The 631-nt window shown below is 47.1% G+C and carries 1 protein-coding gene; it reads right to left on the reverse strand.

From position 1 onward, the window contains the following. A partial coding sequence (locus R7R24_RS27975) for an EAL domain-containing protein (protein WP_318120337.1) occupies positions 1 to 631 on the reverse strand: 631 nt, incomplete at both ends.

Below are 631 nucleotides of genomic sequence, written 5' to 3' on the forward strand. Positions count from 1 at the left end.
CCAACGCAGCGGTTTTCATTGATGACCACCAAAGGTGCGCTTGGGCTCAGATTCATGTATTCCACCGCCAAAGACAGCGGTTCACCTGGGTCGAGTCGGCGCACATCGTGATGACATAACGACTGCAGCATCGCATCTTGAGTCGGTTTAACCATGACACCATTAAAAAGTGTGTCATGTGCTTGAGCGGTATCGAGTAGCACGACTGGCAATGCCTGAGAAAAGAGGAAGCCCTGCATGTAATCAACACCAATACCAGCCAACACTTCGAGCTCGCGTTGTGACTCGACACCTTCGGCAACCACCTCGACGTTCAGCTTGTGTGCCAAATCGGTAATGGTTTTGACGATGTAATAACTTGTACTGCCCTCATGAATATTCTTGACGAACTTACGGTCGATTTTTAGTACATCAAATTGCCCTTCTTCCAAATAAGAAAACGAAGAGTAGCCCGTACCAAAGTCGTCAATCGCAATTTGAATGCCCTCTTGGCGAATCTGCTCTAACGCAAACGCGTGTTCTTCATCTTGCTCGAAATACGCGGTTTCTGTTAACTCAATAGTCACCAGTTTTGGGTTTACATCGCTGGCTTTAATCAAATCGAGCGATCGCTGGAGAACTTGCAATGAAT

This window comes from Vibrio sp. 704, assembly GCF_033339295.1.